The organism is Streptomyces beihaiensis, assembly GCF_026274175.1.
Classification (GTDB): domain Bacteria; phylum Actinomycetota; class Actinomycetes; order Streptomycetales; family Streptomycetaceae; genus Streptomyces; species Streptomyces beihaiensis.
In genome coordinates this window covers 33,832-54,722 of sequence record NZ_JAPHNL010000001.1, presented here as the reverse complement: position 1 = coordinate 54,722, position 20,891 = coordinate 33,832, and the positions used below count along the sequence as shown (strand labels likewise).

16 protein-coding genes and 2 pseudogenes are annotated in these 20,891 nt (G+C 70.7%); 7 read left to right on the top strand and 11 right to left on the bottom strand.

Annotated features, from left to right (window positions below):
• Positions 1-158: 158 nt before the first annotated feature.
• A complete protein-coding gene (locus OFY01_RS00210) occupies positions 159-731 on the bottom strand; it encodes a TetR/AcrR family transcriptional regulator (protein ID WP_266595053.1) in 573 nt (190 codons plus the stop codon).
• A gap of 98 nt (positions 732-829) precedes the next feature.
• On the opposite strand from OFY01_RS00210, the gene OFY01_RS00205 reads away from it, so the two are divergent.
• Complete coding sequence (locus tag OFY01_RS00205) at positions 830-1,216, top strand: nuclear transport factor 2 family protein (protein ID WP_266595051.1); 387 nt, start codon at positions 830-832, stop codon at positions 1,214-1,216.
• Positions 1,217-1,302: 86 nt separating this feature from the next.
• On the opposite strand, the pseudogene OFY01_RS00200 reads toward OFY01_RS00205, so the two are convergent.
• From OFY01_RS00200 to OFY01_RS00180, 5 genes and pseudogenes are all read right to left on the bottom strand, one after another.
• Positions 1,303-1,851: pseudogene (locus OFY01_RS00200) on the bottom strand (RNA 2'-phosphotransferase).
• A gap of 133 nt (positions 1,852-1,984) precedes the next feature.
• Complete coding sequence (locus OFY01_RS00195; RefSeq protein ID WP_266595049.1) at positions 1,985-4,078, bottom strand: MMPL family transporter; 2,094 nt, start codon at positions 4,076-4,078, stop codon at positions 1,985-1,987.
• 665 nt (positions 4,079-4,743) lie between these two features.
• Positions 4,744-5,664 carry an NADP-dependent oxidoreductase gene (locus tag OFY01_RS00190; RefSeq protein ID WP_266595047.1) on the bottom strand — a complete coding sequence of 307 codons (921 nt, stop codon included), beginning with the start codon at positions 5,662-5,664 and terminating at the stop codon, positions 4,744-4,746.
• A 296-nt stretch (positions 5,665-5,960) separates the two neighbouring features.
• Positions 5,961-6,290: a hypothetical protein gene (locus OFY01_RS00185; RefSeq protein ID WP_266595045.1), complete on the bottom strand. Its 330-nt coding sequence runs from the start codon at positions 6,288-6,290 to the stop codon at positions 5,961-5,963.
• Between the two features lie 137 nt (positions 6,291-6,427).
• A complete protein-coding gene (locus OFY01_RS00180; protein ID WP_266595043.1) occupies positions 6,428-7,117 on the bottom strand; it encodes a zinc ribbon domain-containing protein in 690 nt (229 codons plus the stop codon).
• A 427-nt stretch (positions 7,118-7,544) separates the two neighbouring features.
• Between OFY01_RS00180 and OFY01_RS00175 the strand changes: the two genes are divergently transcribed.
• The 4 genes from OFY01_RS00175 (at position 7,545) to OFY01_RS00160 (ending at position 11,652) form a co-directional block, all read left to right on the top strand.
• The gene (locus OFY01_RS00175) at positions 7,545-7,991 is read left to right on the top strand and encodes a helix-turn-helix domain-containing protein (protein ID WP_266595041.1); all 447 of its coding nucleotides are present in this window, start codon (positions 7,545-7,547) and stop codon (positions 7,989-7,991) included.
• Positions 7,992-8,039: 48 nt separating this feature from the next.
• Positions 8,040-8,570, top strand: coding sequence for a ParH-like protein (locus OFY01_RS00170; protein WP_266595040.1), 531 nt, complete (start codon positions 8,040-8,042; stop codon positions 8,568-8,570).
• Positions 8,563-9,771, top strand: a complete 1,209-nt coding sequence (locus tag OFY01_RS00165; protein WP_266595038.1) for an MAB_1171c family putative transporter — start codon at positions 8,563-8,565, stop codon at positions 9,769-9,771. The genes OFY01_RS00170 and OFY01_RS00165 overlap by 8 nt, the downstream gene beginning before the upstream one ends.
• Positions 9,772-10,125: 354 nt before the next feature.
• Positions 10,126-11,652 (top strand): FMN-binding glutamate synthase family protein, encoded by a 1,527-nt coding sequence (locus tag OFY01_RS00160; RefSeq protein ID WP_266595036.1) that lies wholly within the window; start codon positions 10,126-10,128, stop codon positions 11,650-11,652.
• A gap of 488 nt (positions 11,653-12,140) precedes the next feature.
• Here the strand turns inward: OFY01_RS00160 and OFY01_RS00155 are convergent, their stop codons facing one another.
• Positions 12,141-12,710 carry a GNAT family N-acetyltransferase gene (locus OFY01_RS00155; protein WP_266595260.1) on the bottom strand — a complete coding sequence of 190 codons (570 nt, stop codon included), beginning with the start codon at positions 12,708-12,710 and terminating at the stop codon, positions 12,141-12,143.
• Between the two features lie 413 nt (positions 12,711-13,123).
• On the opposite strand from OFY01_RS00155, the gene OFY01_RS00150 reads away from it, so the two are divergent.
• Together OFY01_RS00150 and OFY01_RS00145 are read left to right on the top strand one after the other, a co-directional pair.
• A complete protein-coding gene (locus OFY01_RS00150) occupies positions 13,124-14,365 on the top strand; it encodes a hypothetical protein (protein ID WP_266595034.1) in 1,242 nt (413 codons plus the stop codon).
• A gap of 47 nt (positions 14,366-14,412) precedes the next feature.
• Positions 14,413-15,102 (top strand): TetR/AcrR family transcriptional regulator, encoded by a 690-nt coding sequence (locus OFY01_RS00145; protein WP_266595032.1) that lies wholly within the window; start codon positions 14,413-14,415, stop codon positions 15,100-15,102.
• A 42-nt stretch (positions 15,103-15,144) separates the two neighbouring features.
• Here OFY01_RS00145 and OFY01_RS00140 read toward each other — a convergent pair whose 3' ends face one another.
• From OFY01_RS00140 to OFY01_RS00125, 4 genes and pseudogenes are all read right to left on the bottom strand, one after another.
• Positions 15,145-16,755, bottom strand: a complete 1,611-nt coding sequence (locus tag OFY01_RS00140) for an FAD-dependent oxidoreductase (protein WP_266595030.1) — start codon at positions 16,753-16,755, stop codon at positions 15,145-15,147.
• A gap of 49 nt (positions 16,756-16,804) precedes the next feature.
• Positions 16,805-17,773: an AurF N-oxygenase family protein gene (locus OFY01_RS00135; RefSeq protein ID WP_266595028.1), complete on the bottom strand. Its 969-nt coding sequence runs from the start codon at positions 17,771-17,773 to the stop codon at positions 16,805-16,807.
• 102 nt (positions 17,774-17,875) lie between these two features.
• A complete protein-coding gene (locus OFY01_RS00130; RefSeq protein ID WP_266595027.1) occupies positions 17,876-19,429 on the bottom strand; it encodes a flavin-containing monooxygenase in 1,554 nt (517 codons plus the stop codon).
• A gap of 398 nt (positions 19,430-19,827) precedes the next feature.
• A pseudogene (locus OFY01_RS00125) lies at positions 19,828-20,147 on the bottom strand (molybdopterin-dependent oxidoreductase); the annotation flags it as partial.
• Positions 20,148-20,891 lie beyond the last annotated feature (744 nt).

The window sequence follows — 20,891 nt, the reverse complement described above, 5'->3', positions numbered from 1 at the left end:
GTTCATTTCATGGGTCGAGGTCCGGAGCTGTCATGAGCTGAGACAAACACTGGCTGAAAATCCATTCATTCTGGCTTATGCACAACCGCGGGACCGGGCGAGCCAAGTGCCGCACCGAACCCGGGATCACCGTGCCGCACGTCGTGCGACCGCGACTCTCACGCCGGACGTCCCGGAAGCAGGCCCGCGACGAGTTCGCGGACATACGCCTCATCCGTACCGGGAATCGAGAAGACCACCCGAAAGTAGAGCGGCGCGATGATCCGGTCCAGGACCCGCTCCAGAGACGGGGGTTCCTCGCCGCGTTCCCGCGCCGCGTCGAGGACGGGGCGGAACCGCTCGCTGACCCTGCGCAGGCATTCGCGCAGCCCTTCGTGCCGCTCGTCGACGTCCGGCGCGACCTCGGCGCGGAAGAACGCGATGCCGCCGGGCCGGGAGAGTTCCGCCAGCGTCCAGACCGCCTGGTTCTCCAGGTCGGCGCGCAGGTCACCGACGAGCGGCGGCGCGTCGACGTCGCCGCGATGCTTGGCGACGTCGGCCAGGAGCGCGGCGAGGGTGCCCCAGCGCCGGTAGAGGGTACTGGAGTTGACCCCCGCACGCTCGGCCACGGCGGGGAGGGTCACCTGGTCGGCGCCACGCTCGGCCACCAGCGCGACCGCGGCGCTGTGCACGGCGGCACGGACGCGGGCACTGCGGCCACCGGGCCGCCTCGTCGATGTGTCAGCGTTCACCCGCCCACTCTAAAGCAAAGATTTGTGCCTTAGTAGGCAGTGCATCTACAGTCGCACTAAAGCAGAGATCACCGCTTTAGTGCTGTGAAGGGAATGTCATGTCCACCAACGAAGCCCCCCTCGCTCTCGGGCGCACCTTCCACCAGGCCCTCGTCTCGGCCGACTGGGACGGCATCCGAGCCCTGTTGCACGACGACGCCACCTGGACCCTGCCCGGCGACAACACCGTCTCCGGCACAGTCGTGGGAGCCGACGCGGTGGTGGAGCGCGCTCAGCGGATCGCGTCGTACGGCCTCGACTTCGAGCTGCTGCATCTCCTGGTCAGCAGGGAGAACATGGCGCTCTCCCTGCACAACACCGCGCGCCGGGAGGACGCCGTGCTGGACGAATACCTGGCCACCGTCTGCCGGCTCCGGGACGGAGAGATCGCGAGCATGGAGACGTATCTCTCCGACGTGCCCGGCATGAACGCCTTCTTCGTCTGACGGCTTTCCGTTCGAGTCTGCGCCCCGCCCGGTTCCTCGCTCGGGCGCCGACGCGCCTCCGCCCGCTCGGCATCCGGCGCCCCGGGTCAGTGCGGGCCGGGAAAGCGCAGGTGGCCGGCGGGCACGGCGGCGGTCAGCCACACGCCGTTCGCGCTGACGTGGAAGACGTGGCCGTCGCGGTGCATGGCGGCGGCTTCGACGCACAGGACGACCGGGCAGCCGCGGCGGGCACCCACGCGGACGGCGGTCTCCCGCTCGGGTGAGAGATGCACGGCGTGGCGGTTCATGGGACGCAGGCCCTGCGAGCGGATCGCGGCCAGGCTGCGGGCGACGGTGCCGTGGTAGAGGTACGCCGGCGGTGTCGCCGGGGGCAGTTGGAGGTCGACCTCGACGGAGTGGCCCTGGCCGGCGCGGATACGGGTTCCCTCGATCGCGAAACGCTGCTTGTCGTTGGTGGCCACGACGTGGTCCAACTCGTCCCGGGGGAAGCAAAAACCGTGCGCGGCGGACGCGGCCGGCAGCGTATCGATCTCGACCTAGCCATTCTCGTCCAGGGTGAGCCCGATCCTCTCCGGCTGGTGCCGCAAGTGCTTCGCGAGGTACTTCGACACCTTCACCGCGCGTCCATCGTCCATCTGTTCCCACATATCGACAGAATGTCTGCGCAGACCGCGATCACGCGATGTGTTATGGACCTGAGGTTCGATCCGCCGGTGCAGCCCCTCGCCCCGACGGACCCGGGGGCGCCCGCACCGCCCGCGGTGCGGGCTACGCCGACGGACCGTCCGAACCCGGCAGGTGCCGCGCGAGCGCGTGCGGCCACCAGATCTTCGGTCCCACGTCCAGGAACAACGCCGTGACCAGGACGGACCGTACGACGAAGGTGTCGAGCAGGACGCCGAGTGCGACAGCGAAGCCGATTTCGGCGAAGGCGACCATCGGCAAGGTGCCGAGCCCGGCGAACGTACCCGCGAGGACCAGGCCCGCCGAGGTGATCACCGCGCCGGTCGCGGCCAGCCCCGTCACCACGCCCGCACGGGTGCCCTGCCGCTCCGCTTCCTCACGGATGCGGGTCGACAGGAAGATGTTGTAGTCGATGCCGAGCGCCACCAGGAACACGAAGACGAAGAGCGGGAAGTCCGTCGACTCGCCCGCGTAGTCGAAGAGGTACCGGAACGCGAGCGCGCTGATCCCGAGCGCGGCGGAGAAGGACAGCACCACCGTCGCGATCAACAGCACAGGTGCGACCAGGGCGCGCAGCAGCACGGCCAGGATCAGCAGAACCACGAGCAGGACGAGCGGGATGACCAGCTTGTTGTCGTGCGCTGTCGCCCGGTCCATGTCCAACAGTGCCGCCGTGCCGCCGCCGACCTGTGCGTCGGCGCCGGGTACGGCGTGCACGGCGTCGCGAACCCGTTCCACGGTCTGCTTGGCCGCCTCGCTGTCGGCGGGATCGGTGGCGGTCGCCTCGAAGAGGACCTTGCCGCCGTACTCCGGTTTCGTTCCCGGCGGCACGCCTACGCTCGCCACGTCGATGCCCCTGGTGTTCGCGACGGCGCGGCCGACCGCCACGCCCTGATCCTTGTTCGCCACGATCACCAGCGGATTCCCGCTGCCGGCGGGGAAGTACGCGGCCTGCACCTCCTGGCCCACGATCGAGTCGGGTTTCGTCGTGAACGAGTCCGCGTTGCTGAGCCCCACGGCGTGCAACTGCGTCAGGCCGAGAGCGAGCGCCGCGAGAACCACCGCGGTGGTGCCCCAGGTCAGCCGGGGCCGCCGCGCGATACGGCGGCCCGTGCGGGCCCAGACTCCGTTCTCGGTGGGTTCGTCCGAGCCCACGTGCGGGACGAGCGGCCAGAAGAGCCACCGGCCGCAGACCACCAGCAGGGCGGGGAACAGCGACATCATCGCGAGCAGGGCGACCGCCACGCCGATCGCGGCGACGGGGCCGAGCCCACGCGTCGAGTTCATCTCGGCGGCCATCAGGACGAGCATGCTCACGCCGACGGTGGCGCTCGACGCGATGACCGCGGGCCCCGCCCGGTGCAGGGCGAGCCGCATCGCCTCGTGCCGGTCCTCGTGGCGTCGCAGCTCCTCGCGGTATCGGGCGACCAGGAGCAGGGCATAGTCCGTCCCCGCCCCGAAGACGAGGACCGTGAGGATGCCCGCACTCTGGCCGTTGACCGTCAGGCCCGCGTACTCGGCGAGGAGATAGATCAGCGCCTGCGCGGTGAAGAGCGCGACGATCACCGAGAGCAGGGGGACGAGGAGCAGGATCGGGCTGCGATAGGTGATCAGCAGGATCACCACGACCACCGCGCCCGCCGAGAACAGCAGCGTCGTGTCGATGCCCGAGAACGCCTTGGAGAAGTCCGCCGACGTACCGCCGGGGCCGGTGATGTGCACCGCGAGCCCGTGCGAGCTCTGGCCCACGCGCGCTCGGACGGAGTCGACGGCGCCGGCGATCCGCTGCCAGCCCTTGTCTCCCATCGTGATCGGTACGAAGACCTGGGCGGCCGCTGCGGCGTTCGGGGCCTTCGTGTCGAAGACCGGGCCCTGCGTCTCGGCGCCGCGGATCCCGTGGTCGTGCAGCTTCTTGAGTTCGCTGACGTCGTCGGCGATCTGTGCGCGGTCCTGCGCGGTCAGGCCGCCGTGCCGGGCGTAGACGACGATCGCGGGAACCTGCTGGGGTCTGAAGTTCTCGGAGAGGTCGAGGACTTGGGTGGATTCGGCGGAGCGGGGCAGCCAGGACGATGCCTGGTTGTCCTGGGCACCCGTGAGCTTCTGTGCGAGTGGCGCCGCGACGACGACCACCACCAGCCAGAACAGCACCACCAGCCACTTGGTGCGTCGGCCGGCCACCAGCCAGGCCGCACCGCGGCCCGTCCGTGAAGGCCCCTGGGGCCGAGCACTGCCGTGCGGTGGAACAGGTTCTCGCGGCTGAGCAGGTTCTTGTGCCCGTTCGTCCGGCATGGCCACCCCCGCTGCCGTGCATCGTACCGGTGGTCCGCCCGGCATGGCACCGGGCAGCCGGCGAAGGGAGCCGGTCCGCTCGCGCTGCGGACGGCGGTGAACAACCGGCGGTGAGCAACCGACGGCGGCGACGGGCGGCTTGGGGCGTCGCCGTGCGGATCGTCGAAACGGGCCGTGCCGTGCGGGCGAGGGCCTGCTCGCCGAGTCCGGCATGCCGCTGATCACGGTTGCCGGCCGGCCTCGGTGATCCGGCGTTCCTCGACACCATGCTTCTCAAGGTTCGCCGGAGCCGCAAGTCGATCACCGAGCACGGCTCGCCGGCCAGGCGTTCGGAGCTCCTTCAAGCAACTCGCCCTGATGCCGCAGGGGTAGCGTGTCAGGCTCCCCTGACGCCTTGGGGCTCCGCTGTCGGTACTTCGGCGAGAAGTGACTCGGCCTGCGGCGTCATGCCCGGCTCTCACACCCGGGAGAGAGAGTCGTAGCCGTCGGGGAGCCGGTCCGTGGTGGGCCACCGGGGGCAGGGTCTTCCGCGAAGCCCCGCGCCGCAGGCGGCGTCAGACGGTCAGGACGATCTTCCCGCGGGTGCGGCCGGACTGGCTCAGGCGCCACGCCTCGGCCGCCTCCGCCAGAGGCAGCGCGTGGTCCACGGGCACCGAGAGCTTCCCGGCGTCCGCGAGATCGGCCAGAGCCGCCAGATCGTGCGCGTCCGGGCGGACCCACACGTAGTGGCCGCCCTTCGCGGACGCCTCCGCGTCGGCGACCGACGCGACCCGGTCGCGCTGCTTGAGGAGTTGCTGCGACACATCGACCGCGCCTTCGCCGACGAAGTCGAGGGCCGCGTCCACGCCGTCGGGCGCCAGGTCCCGTACACGGTCGGCGAGCCCGTCCCCGTAGGTGACCGGCTCCGCGCCGAGCTCGCGGAGGAAGCCGTGGTTGCGTTCGCTCGCGGTGCCGATCACGCGGGCGCCGAGCGCGACGGCGATCTGCACACCGAGCGAGCCGACGCCGCCCGACGCGGCGTGGATCAGCACGGTCTCACCCCTGCCGAGGCCGACCCGCTTGATGGTCCGAAAGGCGGTGAGCCCCGCGAGCGGCGCCCCCGCGGCCTGCTCCCAGGTGAGCGCGGCCGGCTTTCTGGCCAGTGCCCGAACGGGAGCAGAGACCAGCTCGGCGTACGTCCCGTTCTGCGCCCAGTCCTTGCGCGCGTAGCCGAAGACCTCGTCCCCCACGGCGAACTCCCCGGCGTCGAACCCCACCGCTTCCACGACGCCCGCGACGTCCCAGCCGGGGATCAGCGGGAAGCGTACTTCCATGATCGGGTCCAGGTACCCGGCGGCCAGCTTCCAGTCGACCGGATTGACCCCGGCCGCCTTCACACGGACGAGGACCTCGCCGGGCGCCACCTTGGGATCGGGCAGGTCGATCAGCCGCAGGTCGTCGGCCGAGCCATACTCTTCGAGCGCAATTGCCTTCATGGTTCACGGCAACCTTCCGGTCGGTCGGCGCATTCCGTCCCCGTGGGTGTGAGGTCCAGCGCGCGTGGGGCGGCTTCCGCCACTTCTCGACCCAGAATCGACACGGACGCGCGGCCCGCGCAACTCGGCGGATGTTCTGCGCCGGTCCGAGCCGCGCGAGCGGTCGCACTCGGCATGCGGCTGCCCCGCGGACGGGGACCTCTTCGACCGCGCCGCCGAAACAGGGCCGGACCGCGGCGACATCGCTCCGACGCGCAGTGCACGTCCGTCACTGCCCTCCCCAGGGCCGAGCCACGTCAAGGCCGATGACCTGCACGCGTCACGATGGTGGTGCCTCGATGCGGCGTCGCCTCGTCCGGCGTAGTGGCGGTCGCCGCGAGGGCGGCTTCTGGGCGCCGGGCGCGGACGGCGTAGAGGTGGCGGACCAGGGAGCCGACGACGGGTCCGGCCACGGGCCCGAGGATCCAGGAGACGTCGGCACCGCCCAGGGCCTTGGCGAACAGGCCCTCGCAGACGGGCCGTCGACGCGGGGAGTCCGGGCAGCGCTGGTCAGCGGGAAGACGGTCGCGGCGCCCCGGTCGCGTGGGCCGTCGGGCCGTCCTCGACGAACCGGCTGCCTCCCTCATGGAGCCCGGCGCCGAGAGCCTCGGGTTGCGCCAGGTGCCGGATGTGGGCCTCTTTGTTCCTCTCAGTGTTGGCGGAGTCGGAAGTCCACCCGCCCGAGTTCGAGGCAGCGTGGCTCCGACATGCCGCATGCGTCCGCCTACCGTCGGGTGCCGCAGGACGGGCAGAAGGCGGCGCCCTGCGGCACGGGGTTGCGGCACGAACCACACGGATCGGGCTGGGCCAGATGGTGGCCGCAGCCAGGGCAGTAGGCGGCGCCCCTGGTCTCGGTGGAACATCGCGGGCACACGAGCTGGCGGTCCGTGTTCACGTCGAAGCTCTGGCCGTTGTGCTGCCCAGCGGCGTAGGAACGGTCGGACACAGCGTCGTTGAGGCCCTGCTGCCGGGCGGCGAGGGCCTCCGCGGCCGTGTCCGGCAGGCATTGCAGACACATGCCCTGTGCGGTGTTCCAGCAGCGGTCGCAGACGTAGTCGGTGCAGCGTGGGCAGCGGTTGAAGTGCGACTGCGCGCCGGCTACGGCACGGCGGAACGCCTCGTCCCGGGCTGGGCCCCAACCGGCCTCGGCGAAGCCGTCGACGGCACGCGAAGCGCTGTAGCCTCCGCTGCCGAGGAGTCCGGAGGCGAGGCTGGAGGCCCTCTCGGCCCAGCCTGCCATGCGACCACGGTTGTACGGCGTGAACGGCGAGCGCCAGGTGTCCTGGCACCGGGAACAGGAGAAGTCGAACTGGAAACCGGCGCCCGACCCGTACTGTTGGCACTGGTCGCGGTAGTTGTCGCTGAAGTAGATCTCTCCGTCGTTCATGCCGACCCCCGTCTCACCGCTGCGCATGTCGTTGCGTTCCGTTCCTCGCCCCCACCGCGCCCAACACAGCGCGCCGGCCGACGGGAGACGGTGCCGTCTTCCGGGGCCGGATCTCGATGCAGGCCAGAATGAATGTGATGTGCCTTAGTCTTCATCCTAGTTGACTTCCCGCGGATTCGGCCACAAGGTGCGGGGCAAGGAACTCACGTCGACGCGTCTTCCGCGCGCGTCGGACGACGGCGGAGAATCGTGGCCGACGCGACCGTCCCGTGGCCGGTCGGCGTGAGCCCATGTCCCCCGCGGCTTTGCCCTGTTCCGACCGGAACGAGCACAACCCGGTACCGCGCTCGCCAGTCTTCCTCAGACATGGCGAGCTCTGTCCGTCAGCTAAAGTGAACGCGAATGAAGTAATTCCCGCACGCCGTTGGGGACGCAGTCGCGAGGGAGGTGGCGCATGGCCGGGCCGGAAGCTTCGACGCCGGGCGCATCGACGCTGGCGGCGAAGATCGACGCGCTGTTCCGCGTCGTGCGCAGACCCAACCGGGAGCAATACAGCCACGAGGAAGTCGCCAGGGCGTGCCGGGAGGCGACCGGCGAGAGCTTCTCCGCGACGTACCTGTGGCAGCTGCGCACCGGGCGGCGGGACAACCCGACCAAGCGCCACCTGGAGGCGCTGGCCCAGTTCTTCCAGGTTCCGGTCGCGTACTTCTTCGACGAGGAGCAGGGCGCGGCGATAGCTCAGGAGCTCGAACTGCTAGGAGCGCTGCGCGACGCCGGCGTGCGCAGTGTGGCCCTGCGGGCGGTCAATCTCTCCGCCGAAGGGGTCGGCACCATCAGCGACATGATCGATGTGATCGCCCGCAGGGAGCAGGACGGCGCTTCCGGGCCCGGCGGCAACTGACCGATGCGCTGACCGGTCGGCGGCCCCGGAGTGCAAAAGAGGATCGACGTGGCGGATGACGGGCCCAGACGGATGTGGGAGCGGTGCCGGGGCATCGTCGACGGGCTGGAACTGCCCGATCCCTTCGACGCGGTGACCTTCATCGGGATGCTCGGGCGGGCGCGCGAGCGCACGATCGAAGTGGTGCCGATCGCTCACGCTCCGCACATCCCCTGCGGGCTGCTGGTCACCACGGACCACACCGACCGCATCCTGTACGCGACCGATACCACGCCACTGCATCAGCAGCACATCCTCCTGCACGAGGCGGCCCATCTCATCTGCGGCCACGACAAGGCCGCGCCGACCGATTCCGAGGCCGCGTCCCCGCTGCTGCCCCACCTCTCCGGGGCCCTGGTCAAGCGGGTACTGGGCAGGACCGTCTACACCGAGCCGCTCGAACGGGAGGCCGAGCTCCTGGCCTCGCTCATCCTGTGCCGAGCGGAGGCCGGGCCGCACGCCCCGCCGCGCGGCACACCGCAGACCAGGCTGGAGTCCGTGTTCGGCACGCGCAGAAGCCGGAACACCCGGCGTGGCTGACCTCACCGCGTATCTCGCGGCCACGGTCTTCCTCGCCTTCGCCGCGAACCGCCTGATGGCCAACCGCGGTGCGGGGGCCGATCCGGCGCAGGGCTCGTTGGGCCGGTCCGCGCTGTGCATGGGCGTGGCGATGCTGCTCGACGCCCCGGCGACGCAAGCCGCTCTGGACCGCCTGACGCCGGTGGAGAGGCCGGTCATGCTGCTCACTCAAGAGCTGATGACAGCCGGTCTGAGTTTCCTCGTCCTCGCGGCGCTTCCGCTGCGGTCCCCGGCCGCACCCCGCAGGGCGACACGGCTGCAGGTGGCCCTGGCGGTCGCCGTCCAGGTGGCGTCACCCCTGCTCTTCCTCCTCAGCGACAGCACCGTCGAGGGAGACGTACTGGTGGCGGGCGTCGGACGCAGCCCGCAACTCGCCGCGTACAACGGGCTCTTCATGTGCTACGGCTGCTGGTGCCTGCTGCTCCTTGGCCGGGAACTCGTCCGGCACCTGCGGCGGACCGGCCCAGGTCTGCTGCGCACGGGCCTGCTGCTGATGACGTCCGCCGTCGTGACCGGCGCGGCGTGGACGCTGTGGTCGCTGGACGACATCGCGGCCATCCTCGGGGACGGGCGGCAAAAGGCCGGAGAGGACGTGGTGTCCACATCGCTCGGTGTGGTCACCGCCACCCTCGCGGCCGGCGGCGCGACCATCACCCTGTGGGGCGGGCGGCTCGCTGCGGCCCTGAACCGGCCCCGGGCGCGGCGCCGCCACCGGGCCCTGGAACCACTGTGGTCCGCGCTGCACGCCGAACTGCCGGAAATCGCACTCGCCCCGGTCGCGCCCTCCTGGAGGGCCGAAAGCCTCCAGTTCGCCCAGTTCGTGCTCTACCGGCGGGTCATCGAGATCCGCGACGGGCTCATGGCTCTGCGCCCGTACCTCCACCCCGAAGTTCCCGCCTGGGTGGCCGAGACCGCGGGCCCGTCGCCGCACGCCGCGCTGGTCGAAGCCGCCGCGATCGCGGCGGCACTGGAGAACCGGCGCGCCGGGCTGCGATACGACGGCCCGCCGGACCCGGACCAGGCTTCGCACGCGGTACCGGGCACCGTCGCGGCCGAAGTCGCCTGGCTGCTCCAGGTCACGGATGCGTTCACCCGTTCCTCGGTTGTCGCCGACATCCGCGGCCGGGTACGTGCCGTACACGCCGGGCGTCGCGCAGGCTGAGATGTTCACGCGGTGCCCCCATCCGCTCCCCCGGGTCGCCCAAGCACTCATCATCCCGGCCGGGGACCCTGACACCGGCCGACGAGGGGTCACGTGACGCGGTTCCAGGTGACGCCCAGCCGTGTCCGGCGCGATGTGAGCTTCTTGGACGGCCGGTGCGCCAGGACGGAGCCGGCCAAGGCGCCGAAGCGCCGCCCCTGACGAACACACCTGTTTTCACGGCCTTTAGTATCGCTTCGTGTTCTCCGACGGACGCTGACGCCCGCGTGGCTGTGCCCGCCGCCCAACGCCCCACACGACACGACGACGTCCACCGCACGCCGATGGCGTCGAGCATCGAGGAGAGGAACGTTCATGCGCGCCCGGAGCATCGGCGCGGCCGCCGCAACAGCCTTGGCGCTGGTGGCCGCCCGCGACCTCACCCAGAAGAAGCACGCACTGCTGCGGAACTTCCCGGTGATCGGGCACGCGCGGTATCTGTTGGAGAGGATAGGGCCGGAGTTGCGGCAGTACATCGTGACCTCCAACGAGGAGGAGCGCCCGTTCAGCCGGGACCAGCGCACCTGGATCTACGCCTCGGCGAAGGAGGAGAACAACTACTTCGGGTTCGGAACCGACATCGACGTCGAGCACGTGCAAGGGCACGCGTACCTGAAGCAGCGCACGTTCGCCGACACGCCACCCGTCTCGCAGGACCCGCAGGCCCCGCTGCCCTCGGCCAAGGTGCTGGGCGGACCGCGCGGACGGGCCAAGGCATTCCGGCCGTCGAGCGTGGTGAACATCTCGGCGATGAGCTTCGGTTCGCTCTCCGGCGCGGCGATCACGGCGCTCAACAAAGGGGCGGCGCTGGCGGGCGCGATGCAGAACACGGGTGAGGGCGGCCTCTCGCCGTACCACCGCAACGGCGGCGATCTCGTCCTGCAGATCGGTACCTCCTACTTCGGGTGCCGCAACGAGGACGGCACCTTCAACCTCGACAAGCTCAAGGACGTGGTCGCCGGCGCCCCGGTCAAGGCGATAGAGATCAAGCTCTCCCAGGGCGCCAAGCCAGGGCTGGGCGGGATGTTGCCGGCTGCGAAGGTGACCCCGGAGATCGCCGAGATCCGCGGCATCCCGCTCGGCAAGGACTGCGCCTCCCCCTCGCGGCACACCGCGTTCACCGATGTCGACTCGATGCTCGACTTCGTCGAACTGCTCGCGACCGAGACGGGTCTGCCGGTCGGGGTCAAGAGCGCGGTGGGCGAGATGGATTTCTGGCAGGAGCTGGCCGCGCTGATGGCGCGTGGGGACCGCGGTGTCGACTTCGTGACCATCGACGGCGGCGAGGGCGGCACCGGGGCCGCGCCGCTCATCTTCACCGACTCGGTGTCGCTGCCGTTCCGCATGGGCTTCTCCCGGGTCTACGGCACCTTCGCGGAGCTGGGGCTGACCGACGACCTCACCTTCATCGGCTCGGGCAAGCTCGGCCTGCCGGAGAACGCCGCGGTCGCTTTCGCTCTGGGCGTCGACATGATCAACGTGGCCCGTGAGGCGATGCTGTCGATCGGTTGCATCCAGTCGCAGAAGTGTCATACCGACAAGTGCCCCACCGGGGTCGCCACCCAGAACCAGCGGCTGGCCAACGGCCTCGACCCGACATCGAAGGCCACCCGGGCCGCTGTCTACCTGCGCACCCTGCGCAAGGAGCTGATGAAGGTCTCGTCGGCCGTCGGCGTCGCCCACCCGGCGCTCATCGCAGCGACGGACATCGAGATCATGAACGGTGACTACGACGCGCGCACCCTGGCCGGGGTCTACGGCTACAAGGACGGCTGGGGCAGGCTCGGCGCGCACCTCGCCGACGAGATCACCGCGCTGCAGGCCGGCGAGATCCGAAGCTGAGGAACCGGTCTCTTCGACCCGAGAACGACCGCGGTGATGTGATCCCCGCCGACGCGCCACCGCACATCTGCCTGGCCGCCGCCGTCTGCCACCCCCAGGACCGGGCCCGGACCGTCTGCGCCCCCCTGGGGACCGGCACTGGACCCACCCCAATGTGTAGGTGGCCCCCGCCGCCCCGGCTCCCCCGCCCTGCTGCCGTGGACCGTGGCCGCCCCTTTCCCTCAGGAACGCTCCTTCGACCTGCGGATCGGCCCGGCCGCCCGTCGCACGCGGTGCCCGTCACCGGTGAGTCGGGAACCCAACCGATGACGTACCCGCCGGTCTGCGCCCGCTCAACAGCGACGGCGCCCAGGTCGCGGACTGCGGGCCACGGGTCGGTACGTCGCCCGACACCCCTCAGCCGGTCCGTGAAGCCGTCCCGCGAAGTCGGCCCGGCTGCAACCCGATGGAAGGCCAGGGCCAGGAGGCGGCGTCGAACTCGGTCGAACTCAATGGCCTGATCGAGCGCCGAGATCCGCGGACAGGGCCGCGTAGATGTACTCGCTGCCCCAGCGGTCCCCGTCGAGGTCGTTCTCGACCAGGTGCGCCTCCCGGCGCATTCCGAGGCGCTCACAGACTCGCACGGACCCGGTGTTCTCCACGTCCAGCCGTGCGTAGATCCGGTGCACACCTAGGGTGTCGAAGGCGAACGCGGCCAGCTCCGCGGCCGCCTCGGTCGCGTAACCGTGCCCCTGGTGGCCCGGGTCGAGCGTCCAGCCGATCTCGGCCTGGGCGGCGCGGGCATCGGCCAAGGTGAGGCTCACCTCGCCGAGGACGCCGGGCTCGTCGCGTCGGCAGACAGCGAGCGCCAGCTTGTCCCCATCGGCGCGCCAGACCGTGTGAGCCGCGCGCTCGGCGGCGACCTCCTCGCTGCGCTCACGTGTGTGGGCCGGACGGTACAAGTAGCGGGCCACGCTCGGCAGGCTCTGATAGGCGTACAGGTCGTCGGCGTCGCCGGGAGTGAACAGACGCAGCGTCAACCGGGGTGTGGTCAACGGCAGCAGCGAGGCGACGTCCATGGAGACCTCCGGAACGCGGATGTGGATCAAGCGCCGGCTGATTTTGGCATCATGGCCGCCCGGCCGCCACACCGTTTCGAAACAGCGCCCCACAGGCCGCTTCCCCGACGAGCTCCGGGCCGGCGCCGCGGTATCACCCCCGCTCTGCACACCGAACCGCGACATACGTGGCGCCACAGCCATGGGCGCGACCTCAACCATGGTAAAAAACTCACTATTGGTGACATTTCGACGCGGGAGCAGATGGTGAGGGTGACAGAGACCGTGGCGCTCCGCCGGGCTGCCGGATGTGCGGTGCTCAGTCCGGTCCGGCCCGTCCGCGGTGCCCGGCACCTCCGGCGACCGGAGCACACGCAGCCCTCTCCCCCGCACGCCGAATCGTTTCGCACGCCGTCGGTCCACGGCCTGCCCGCATGACCGAGCCGTATGCGCCGCCCTCGCGGCATGCCCCGCCGCCCGGGACCGCGAAGGCGCCTCCCCACGCGGGCCTGTCGGCACGGCTGAGGCGCCGGCCGGTCACGATCCGGTTCGACCGCCGTGAGGCACACCTGGCGACCGGTGTGTACGTCGCCGTCTCACTCGTCGGTTTCGCGGTCCTGCTCGTGCTCGCCCACCGGCTCGGCCACCCACCCGAGTCCGTGCTGCGGCGCTGGGACAGCGGAAACTATCTCGGCATCGCCGAGCACGGATATCCCAGCGAGATCCGCTACCTCCCCGACGGCACGCCGCGCTGGTCCCGGCTCGCCTTCTTCCCGCTCCTGCCCGCCCTCGTCCGGGCCACCCACCTGTTCACGGGCCTGGCCTTCCCCTGGGCGGGTGTGGTCGTCGTCTGGGTGTGCGGCGCCCTCGCCGCGGCGGGCATCCACACACTGGTGCGCTCGCTCGCGGGCCGGGCGGTGGGATTCGCGTGCGTCGCCCTGTGGACGTGTTCGCCGTACGCGTTCGCGCTGTGGGTGCCGTACTCGGAAGCCGTCTTCTCGGCCGCGCTCTTCTGGTGTCTGGTGGCGCTCGTGGCGCGGCGCTGGGTCACGGCCGGGGTGCTGTGCATGGTGGCCGGGCTCGTGCGGCCGACGACGATGGTCCTCGTCGGCGTCATCGCGTTCGCCGCGTTGCGGGCGCTGTGGGAGCGGCGCGCGAGCTGGGCGCCCGACGCACTGCGTCCGCTCGCGGCCCTGGCTCTCGCGCCTGTCGGGCTGTGCGTCAGCTGGCTCTACATCGGCAGCCGGGTCGGGCGCGTCGACGGCTGGTTCGAGGCGGAAAGAGCCTGGGGACAGTCCTTCGACTTCGGCGCGGGCAAGCTGGTCTTCCTCGAACAGGTGGCGCGGTTCCACGAGTTCGACATCCGGCAGGCCGTCGTGCTGGCCGTCATCCTGCTGACGGCGGTCGCCCTGACCGCTCTCGTCCTGGACCGCTCGGTCCCCTGGCCGCTGGTGCTCGCCGCCGCCGGGGTCTACGTCCTCATGCTGGGCACTCCCGGATCCCCGTATTCGAGCCCCCGCTTCATACTGCCGGTCCTGCCCCTGCTGCTGATTCCCGTGGCCCGTGGCGTGGCACCGGCGCAGCCCCTGGTGCGGTGGTCCTTGTACGGATGCGGGGCGGTGTTCTCGGGCTGGTACGCGGTGGGGCTGCTGCTGGTGTTCCGCAAGTCGCCGTGACGGCGTCCGGACGGTCGGCCCCTCACGTCGGCCGATATCCTGGGGGCATGGCGGACAGAACCGGCGGTGAGCCGCAGATCGACGGGCGCTCCACCCGCTGGGACGAGCACAAGGCGCAGCGTCAGCTCGAGTTGGTGGACGCGGCGGTCGCCCTCATCGAGGAAGAAGGCGCGCGCTTCCGGGTGCAGCGCCTGGCGGAGCGGGTGGGTCTGCCGCGTTCCGTGCTGTACCGGCATTTCAAGGACCGTGCCTCGCTGGAGGAGATGATCCGTCGGCGGGTGGTGGAGTCGTTCATGCGGCGCATGGAGCCGACTCTCACCTTCGAGGGGACGGTCGAGGAGGCCGTGCGCCGTGTCGTCGGTGCGCACCTGGACTGGGTGGCTCAGCACCCGCGCCTGTACGCGTACATGGGCGTCGGGGAGCACGCGATGGGCGACGGCTCGCTGGTGGCGGACGCCAAGACGGCCATCGCGCTGATGCTCGGCGAGCGGTTCAAGGACGTGCTGGCGGCGTTCGGGGTGCGGCAGGCGCCGATCAGGTCGGTGGCGGTGGGGATCGTCGGGTTCGTGGACACCTGCGTCAACCAGTGGGTGCGCGACCCGGAGCGTGAACTGTCCGAGGAGGAACTGCGCGAGATGCTGTGCCGCTCGGTGTGGGCGGTCCTTGACGCGGCGCTGCGGGACCTGGGCGTGGAGTTGTCGCCGCGGCAGCGCGTGGCGGACCTGGAAGGGCGATGACAGCGCCATGACCGGGGCGTGCTCCGCCGCGCGGCGCGGAGGTCAGCCGCGAGCCGCTGGTACGGTCTGTGCCGCGGCGTGCCGCAGGGAGCGCGGGTCGGTGAGCTTGACGCGGGGGCGGCCCTGGGCCCGGCCCGCCGCCCGTTCCGCCCGGTCGATCGCACGCCAGGCGGCCAGGCCCAGCGCGCCGGCGGGCACGGCGGCGTCGGAGACCGGCGGTGTGAGGCGGCCTGCGGCGAAGTCGTCCAGGAGGGAGGCGACCGTCTCCTGGGCGCAGGTCTTGTTCGTGCCGATGAAGCCGGTCGGGCCGCGTTTGATCCAGCCCGCGACGTAGACGCCGGGCTCGACCCTGCCGTTCTCGTGCGGGACGGTCGCGCTGTCGTCGTCGAAGGGCAGGCCGGGGACCGGGCGGGCGCGGTAGCCCACGCAGCGCAGGACAAGGCCGGTCTCCAGGGTCTGCGTCTCGCCGGTGGGCACGGCGCGTACCGTGCCGTCCTCGTCGGTACGCAGGGTCGTGGGGCTGATCTCCACGGCCCGCACGGCGTCCTGGCCGATGAGCCGGACGGGAGCCGTCAAGAAGCGCAGCACGATACGGCGGCGGCCCTCGACGGGGGTGCGTTCGGCCAGCCGGGACAGGAGGCGGGTCTTGTCGGTGGCATCGGATGCAAGGTCGTCGGGACGGCCCTCGACCGTGACGTCCACGTCCTTGAGGGCGAGCAGCGCGAGCAGTTCGGGCACGGTGAACGCCGCCTGGGCCGGGCCTCGGCGGCCCAGGAGGACGACCTCGCGGATCTTGCTGCCGCGCAGGGCGGCGAGCGCCCGGTCGGAGATGTCGGTGCGGGCCAGGGCCTCGGGGTCGGCGGTGAGGATACGGGCGACGTCCAGGGCGACGTTGCCGTTGCCGACGACGACGGCGCGCTCGGTGTCGAGAGGATGGTCGTCGTGCGCGCGGTCGGGGTGGCCGTTGTACCAGGCGACGAAGTCGGTCGCCGAGACGCTGCCGGGCAGGTCCTCGCCCTCGATGCCGAGGCGCTTGTCGGTGGCGGCGCCGACTGCGTGGATCACCGCGTGGTGCGCGCGCAGCAGGTCCGCGTGGTGCACGTCGGTGCCGACTTCGACGCCGAGGCGGTAGGTGAGACCGGGCTGGGACTCGATGGCCCGGAAGAGTTCGGTGACCCGTTTGGTGTCCTGGTGGTCCGGCGCGACTCCGGCGCGGACGAGCCCGTACGGGGTGGGCAGGCGGTCGTAGACCGTGACGCGCACGCCTGGGTGGCGCAGCAGTTCGTCGGCGGCGAAGAGTCCCGCGGGGCCGGCACCGACGACGGCGACGGTCAACTCGCCTGGTGGCAGCGGGCGTTGCCTGGGCACGACGTACATGGGTGCGCGGTCGTCGTGCGGATTGTCCCGGTAGTAGGAGGCGTTCAGTTCCACGAAGGGCAGTTCCGCTTCGCCGAGCGCCGTGTGGGGTTTGAGGGCGTCGACCGGGCAGGCCGTTGTGCAGGCGCCGCAGTCCACGCATGTGCGCGGGTCGACGTACAGCATCTCGGCGGTGGCGAATCCGGGCTCGCCCGGCGCCGGGTGGATGCAGTTGACCGGGCAGGCCAGCACGCAGGAGGCGTCGGCGCAGCAGGATCGGGTGACGACGTACGGCACGGCGGGCTGGTCTCCGTTCGCGGAAGGGCGTGGGGGCGTGCGGGTGTGGTCAGTCCGTGTGCGGGACGGGCTCGCCGCGGAAGCGCGCCGGGCGGCCGTCGATGCGCAGGGCCTTCCACAGCGGGCGGGACACCTTGTTCATCAGGCCGATGTCCTCGGCGAGCATCCGTACGTCGGAGAAGAGGCTGTGGAGCGTCTTCCGGCCGGCCTCGGACTTCCAGAAGACGTCTTTGATCACCCAGGCGGGGATGCCGACGTGCGCGGCGGACTTCCGGTCAGGGATCATGATGACGTCGCACAGGACCCGCATGATCAGCGGGAAGAGGACGGACAGGGCGCCGCGGCGCGCCTTGCCGAAACGCGGGACGCGCAGGCGCAGGAACTCGTGGGCGAAGGAGATGTGCCGGGCCTCTTCGGCGATGTGGATCTGCATGATGCGCCGCGGGAGGGGGTGCACGGGCTCGCCGCTGCGCAGGGCCGCTTTCTGCAGGTGGTCGATGGGCTCCTCGCCGGCCAGGATGCCGGTGAAGAACGCTTCGGGGTAGAGCGATCCGGCCAGCGGCAGGACACGGCTGAGCCGGCGGAACCAGCGTTTGCCGCCCGCGGTGTCCACGCCGGTGCGGTTGACGAGTTCCTGGAACATCTGGGTGTGGTGGGTCTCTTCGGTGATCTCGTGGGTGAGATACCTGAACTCCTCGTTGCGGTTGTCCAGTTGGTAGATGTAGTCCAGTGCTCCTCGCATGAGGAGGTTCTCGAACTGCATGCCCACCTTGGCGATCACCGCCCAGCGCCAGATCCCGATGCGGATCTGCGTCTCGAGCGGCTGCTCCTGGTACCAGGGGTGGGCTCCCAGGGCGTCCGCGCTGGTGAGCACCCAGCGCGGGTCCGTGAAGTCGACGGCGAACTCGGGGTCGTCCCATGCGATGTCGGTGAAGGCGTTGAAGTTGACGTTGACGGAGCCCTCGGACAGGGTTCGCAGGCGCTCGTCGTAGACCTTCCTGGTCAGGTTCGCGGTCATCTTCGTCCTCGATGTCGGCTCGGCGGATCCCGGGGGGCGGGCGCGCGGTGCGGGCGGGTGGAGCGGCGGTGCGGGGCGGTGTCGGTGGCGCCGGCGGGTGCGTCAGGCGGCGCGGGTCGTCGTCCCGGCGTCGGCCGCGGTGTCCGTGGCGGGCGCGGCGTCCGTGGCCGGTGGCTCGGTCGTGTGCGGGGTGTGCGCCTTGGCGAAGCGCAGCGCGCTGTCGTCGATCGGGGCGTCCTGGAGCAGGGCGCGGTCGCGGTAGTAGTTGTTCCACAGCCGCCAGGGGTCGCGGGTGCCCTGGCGCGGCATGACGTCGTTGGCGCGGGCGATGTATCCGGAGGTCAGCGCCTCGCCCATCACGGAGAACTCGGACCGGTCGCCGTCGGAGGCGACCGGTGTGGCGATGTCGTGCCCGTGGCGCCGCATGTGTGTCAGCAGGCGGGCGGTGTAGGAGGCGGCGAGGTCGGCCTTGAGAGTCCAGGAGGCGTTGGTGTAGCCGATGACGAGGGACATGTTGGGTACGCCCTCGAGCAGGACGGCCTTGTAGAGGACCCGGTTGGTGACGTCCACCGGGTGGCCGTCGACGGTGAGGGCCATGCCGCCCAGCAGGCGGACGCTCAACCCGGTGGCGGTGATGACGATGTCCGCCTTGAGTTCCTCGCCGGACTTGAGGCGGATGCCGTCGGCGGTGAACGTGTCGATGTGGTCGGTGGCGATCGACGCCTTGCCGCTCTTGAGCACCTTGAACAGGTCGCCGCCGGGAACGACGCACAGGCGCTGGTCCCACGGCTTGTAGCGCGGACTGAAGTGGCGCATGTCGACGCTCTTGCCGGCTTTCGCCCGCACCAGCCCGAGGAGCACCTTGCGGGCCAGGCGTGGGTACGCGCGGCAGAAGGCGTAACTCCCGCGCTGCAGTGCGATGTTACGGGTCCGGGCGATCTTGTGTGTCAGCTTCGCCGGTGCGCGCAGCTTCCGCAGAACGGCGGTGACCGGGTCGACCTCGGGCAGGGCGAGGATGTACGTGGGTGAGCGCTGCAGCATGGTGATGTGCGCGGCCTGTTCGGCCATCGCGGGCAGCAGCGTGATCGCGGTGGCGCCGGAGCCGATGACGACGACACGCTTGCCCGCGTGGTCTAGGCCCTCGGGCCAGTGCTGGGGGTGGACCAGGGTGCCCCGGTAGTCGGCCTCGCCGGGGAAGCGGGGACGGTAGGGCTTGTCGTAGTCGTAGTAGCCGGTCGCACCGACCAGGTATCCCGCGCTGTATGTCTCGCGCTCGCCGCTCTCCTCGTCCTCCACCTCGACGGTCCAGCGGCCGGTGTCGTGCGAGAAGTCGGCGCTGACCGCGCGGCGGCCGAAGCGGACGTGCCGCAGGACGCCCTCGTCGGCCGCGGCGTCCTCGACGTACTGCCGGATCTCGGCGCCGCCTGCCAGGATGCGCGCGTCGCGCCATGGGCGGAAGCCGAAGCCGAAGGTCGACATGTCGGAGTCCGAGCGGATGCCGGGGTACCGGAACAGGTCCCAGGTGCCGCCGACGCGGGCGCGTCGTTCGAGGATGGCGAGCGAGGCCCCGGGGAGGGCCCGCGCCACGTGGCGCGCCGCGCTGATGCCGGAGATTCCGGCGCCGATGACCAGGACGTCGACGTGCTGCTGCTCCATCGCGGAAGGTCCTCTCTCGCTCGCGGGCCCCTGACAGGGGCGGAAGGACGGAGGTCGGCGCCGCCGCCTCGGGCACCGACGGCCACTCGGGCACGAGTTCCACGCCGCCGTGACACTCGCAATTTATCTGCGACACGATGTTTCAGATACTGCTGGGTAATGTGATGTGAGTCACGCACAAATAATCGCGTAACGACATGAACCGGTGCAGGTGGTGCACAGAGCGGCCCCACACCGACCTCTCGACGCCAGGGGTCATGGCCGCTCGGCGAGGTGGTCGGGCTCTGGCCGACCGATCACGCGCTTCCGCACGGAGTACGTACCGGCACCCGCAGCCGCCTCAGCTGCGACTCGTTCGCGTCGACTTGATCGAGGGACGCAGCCCCGAGGAGATCCGGGTGGTCTCGGAGCACCGCGGTCTGCCGCAGCGGCCCGTCGAAGCTGCGGCCGGCGTTCGTCGCGCCCATCAGCGACACCCCTCCCCCGGTCAGTCACAGAGCCCCGCGGCGCGAGACGGTGGGCGGGTCGGGGCGCGGGGACCGGGGAAGACGTAGTCCAGCTGGATGTTCAGGACTCCGGTCGCGAATTCGAACAGCCCGCCCCCGACCAGGGGCAGCAGCGAGATCCGTTCCAGCCCGTGGGCGACCGAGCGGACCGGCGGCAGCGTGAACAGCCGGGGCACGACCGACCAGAGCATGCCCAGCAGCACGGGGACCAGAGTCCGGAACGTGACCTCGTACTCATCCACCGCGTCGGGCTGCGCCCGACGCAAACGGCCGCGGGGCCGATCTCACGAGGCCACATCGACGAGCGACTGGGGACGATCGTCACCCTCACGCCTCTCGACGGACACCGCGAGCCCTTCAGACTGGTGGCCGGGTATCCCGACCGGCACCCGCAGAAGGGTGCAGGCAGTCAGTAGTCACGCCGTCCCGCGGGGCTGCGCACCGCCGACCGCCGCCCGAGCTCGGCAGGTCGCCGCATCAGTTGGTCCTGCGCGACGCTTCAACTCGTGCCGCGCGAACCGCACTTCACTCCCCCGCGTCCGTCAACGGGCCCGGTAAGGCGACCTCCCTGGCCGTTCACCGCCTCACCACCAGGACATCGCCGGTTTTTGTACCGGCATGACCGCTATGGGTCGTAGACTTAATCGGATCGCGACCTGACCAGCCTTGACGTGCCATACACGCACTTGCGATTGTCAGCTTCAGCGCTGCCGAATGGCGCTGCTTCGTTGAATTTCGCGCACTTCACCGTGAGGTTGTCGCCCTATGGCCAGCGCTCCACTCCGCTCCGTGCCATCCGTCAATATGGTCGCGTCAGCGCAGTACTGGGTGACGCCAGCGGTTCTGTAAACATGTCCGAGTAATAGCCCCTCGTCCGGCGGCGCGTGACCCGTGCCCGAACACACCTCGCCAGACGTCCAGCCACCCTTACTGGACGTACGGCCCAACGCGCCCCG

Excerpts from the sequence above, each read along its gene's own strand:
- OFY01_RS00135 (WP_266595028.1), bottom strand. The coding sequence starts at position 17,773 with ATGACCGCGAACCTGACCAGGAAGGTCTACGACGAGCGCCTGCGAACC.
- OFY01_RS00155 (WP_266595260.1), bottom strand. The coding sequence starts at position 12,710 with ATGGACGTCGCCTCGCTGCTGCCGTTGACCACACCCCGGTTGACGCTG.
- OFY01_RS00160 (WP_266595036.1), top strand. The coding sequence starts at position 10,126 with ATGCGCGCCCGGAGCATCGGCGCGGCCGCCGCAACAGCCTTGGCGCTG.
- OFY01_RS00190 (WP_266595047.1), bottom strand. The coding sequence starts at position 5,664 with ATGAAGGCAATTGCGCTCGAAGAGTATGGCTCGGCCGACGACCTGCGG.
- OFY01_RS00145 (WP_266595032.1), top strand. The coding sequence starts at position 14,413 with ATGGCGGACAGAACCGGCGGTGAGCCGCAGATCGACGGGCGCTCCACC.
- OFY01_RS00150 (WP_266595034.1), top strand. The coding sequence starts at position 13,124 with ATGACCGAGCCGTATGCGCCGCCCTCGCGGCATGCCCCGCCGCCCGGG.
- OFY01_RS00180 (WP_266595043.1), bottom strand. The coding sequence starts at position 7,117 with ATGCGCAGCGGTGAGACGGGGGTCGGCATGAACGACGGAGAGATCTAC.
- OFY01_RS00205 (WP_266595051.1), top strand. The coding sequence starts at position 830 with ATGTCCACCAACGAAGCCCCCCTCGCTCTCGGGCGCACCTTCCACCAG.
- OFY01_RS00130 (WP_266595027.1), bottom strand. The coding sequence starts at position 19,429 with ATGGAGCAGCAGCACGTCGACGTCCTGGTCATCGGCGCCGGAATCTCC.
- OFY01_RS00185 (WP_266595045.1), bottom strand. The coding sequence starts at position 6,290 with ATGAGGGAGGCAGCCGGTTCGTCGAGGACGGCCCGACGGCCCACGCGA.
- OFY01_RS00175 (WP_266595041.1), top strand. The coding sequence starts at position 7,545 with ATGGCCGGGCCGGAAGCTTCGACGCCGGGCGCATCGACGCTGGCGGCG.